Below are 2,784 nucleotides of genomic sequence, written 5' to 3' on the forward strand. Positions count from 1 at the left end.
TAGCTTGCTGGGGGTACTCGAGTGGCGAACGGGTGAGTAACACGTGGGTGATCTGCCCTGCACTTCGGGATAAGCTTGGGAAACTGGGTCTAATACCGGATATGAACGGTCTTTGGTGTGATTGTTGGAAAGATTTTTTCGGTGTGGGATGAGCTCGCGGCCTATCAGCTTGTTGGTGGGGTAATGGCCTACCAAGGCGTCGACGGGTAGCCGGCCTGAGAGGGTGTACGGCCACATTGGGACTGAGATACGGCCCAGACTCCTACGGGAGGCAGCAGTGGGGAATATTGCACAATGGGCGCAAGCCTGATGCAGCGACGCCGCGTGGGGGATGAAGGCCTTCGGGTTGTAAACTCCTTTCGCTAGGGACGAAGCCTTTTTTAAGGTGACGGTACCTGGATAAGAAGCACCGGCTAACTACGTGCCAGCAGCCGCGGTAATACGTAGGGTGCAAGCGTTGTCCGGAATTACTGGGCGTAAAGAGCTCGTAGGTGGTTTGTCGCGTCGTCTGTGAAATTCCGGGGCTTAACTCCGGGCGTGCAGGCGATACGGGCATAACTTGAGTGCTGTAGGGGAGACTGGAATTCCTGGTGTAGCGGTGAAATGCGCAGATATCAGGAGGAACACCGATGGCGAAGGCAGGTCTCTGGGCAGTAACTGACGCTGAGGAGCGAAAGCATGGGTAGCGAACAGGATTAGATACCCTGGTAGTCCATGCCGTAAACGGTGGGCGCTAGGTGTAGGGGGCTTCCACGTCTTCTGTGCCGTAGCTAACGCATTAAGCGCCCCGCCTGGGGAGTACGGCCGCAAGGCTAAAACTCAAAGGAATTGACGGGGGCCCGCACAAGCGGCGGAGCATGTGGATTAATTCGATGCAACGCGAAGAACCTTACCTGGGCTTGACATATGCAGGATTGGGTCAGAGATGGCTTGTCCCTTGTGGTCTGTATACAGGTGGTGCATGGTTGTCGTCAGCTCGTGTCGTGAGATGTTGGGTTAAGTCCCGCAACGAGCGCAACCCTTGTCTTATGTTGCCAGCACGTTATGGTGGGGACTCATGAGAGACTGCCGGGGTTAACTCGGAGGAAGGTGGGGATGACGTCAAATCATCATGCCCCTTATGTCCAGGGCTTCACACATGCTACAATGGTCGGTACAATGCGTTGCGATACTGTGAGGTGGAGCGAATCGTGTAAAGCCGGCCTTAGTTCGGATTGGGGTCTGCAACTCGACCCCATGAAGTCGGAGTCGCTAGTAATCGCAGATCAGCAATGCTGCGGTGAATACGTTCCCGGGCCTTGTACACACCGCCCGTCACGTCATGAAAGTTGGTAACACCCGAAGCCAGTGGCCTAAACTTGTTAGGGAGCTGTCGAAGGTGGGATCGGCGATTGGGACGAAGTCGTAACAAGGTAGCCGTACCGGAAGGTGCGGCTGGATCACCTCCTTTCTAAGGAGTTTTTATTTTCCCGTGCAGGTTTGCATTTGGGGTTGGGTGGTTGAGTGACCGTTTGTGTTGCTGCTGCTTATTTTTTAATCGGGTGGAGACATACCTGGTGTTAGTGCTCATGCTATTGGGGTGTGGGTGGTGGCATTTCATGGTTGCTTGATTGTCAAGAGTTTGTGGATGAGATAAATACAAGATTGTGCGTGCGTGTTCTTGCCTTGTGTGGTGTGGGTGCGTGTGTGGGGTGTGTTGGTGCATTGTTGGGTGTCTGGGGCATTATTGTCCTTGTGTTGCTCGCATGGTTGTGGTGTTGGTGCTTTTTAGTGCTGGTGTTCATGGTTGTGTGGGGTGTTGTGTGAGAACTGTATAGTGGACGCGAGCATTTCAAGCGCGTGCTGTTGCTGCTTTGGTGGTGGTGGTGCGTGTTTGGTGTAATTTCTTTTTTTATTCTTTTGTGTTTTGTGTAGTTCATGACCTTTTCTTCGTGCGTGATTGTTGCTGCTTTTTGGTGGTGGTGGTTGTGTGTGTTGATTGTGGTTTGTGTGTTCGTTATTTAGGGCGCATGGTGGATGCCTTGGCATGCTGAGCCGATGAAGGACGTGTAAGGCTGCGTTAAGCCTCGGGGAGTTGTCAATTGAGCGTTGATCCGAGGATGTCCGAATGGGGAAACCCCGCCATCGTTATTGGTGGTGACCTTTCAGTGAATTCATAGCTGTTGTGGGGGTGTACGCGGGGAAGTGAAACATCTCAGTACCCGTAGGAGGAGAAAATAATAATGATTCTGCTAGTAGTGGCGAACGAACGTGGATGAGGCTAAACCGTGTGCATGTGATACCTGGTAGGGGTTGTGTGTGCGGTGTTGTGGGCCCTGATGTCTGGTAGCTACTGATGCCGGGCTTGTGTGTTGTTGTTAGGTGAAGTGGTTTGGAATGACCCGCCGTAGAAGGTGAGAGCCCTGTAGGTGAAGATGATGGTGTGCAAGTTGTTGGGTTGCCCGAGTAGCAGCGGGCTCGTGGAATCTGCTGTGAATCTGCCGGGACCACCCGGTAAGCCTAAATACTCAGTGTGACCGATAGTGAATAGTACCGTGAGGGAATGGTGAAAAGTACCCCGGGAGGGGAGTGAAATAGTTCCTGAAACCATGTGCTTACAATCCGTTAGAGCACCTTTTGTGTGTGATGGCGTGCCTTTTGAAGAATGAGCCTGCGAGTCAGCGGCATGTCGCGAGGTTAACCCGTGTGGGGTAGCCGTAGGGAAACCGAATCCTAATGGGGTGTTTTTAGTGGCATGTCCTGGACCCGAAGCGGGGTGATCTACCCATGGCCAGTGTGAAGCAG

The 2,784-nt window shown here is 53.1% G+C and carries 2 rRNA genes; both read left to right on the top strand.

Going from position 1 to position 2,784, the window contains the following annotated elements:
• Positions 1–1,450: ribosomal RNA gene (locus F4V60_RS03720) — 16S ribosomal RNA — on the top strand; the annotation flags it as partial.
• Between the two features lie 539 nt (positions 1,451–1,989).
• Positions 1,990–2,784: ribosomal RNA gene (locus F4V60_RS03725) — 23S ribosomal RNA — on the top strand; the annotation flags it as partial.

Source organism: Corynebacterium flavescens (genome assembly GCF_008693105.1).
Lineage (GTDB): Bacteria > Actinomycetota > Actinomycetes > Mycobacteriales > Mycobacteriaceae > Corynebacterium > Corynebacterium flavescens.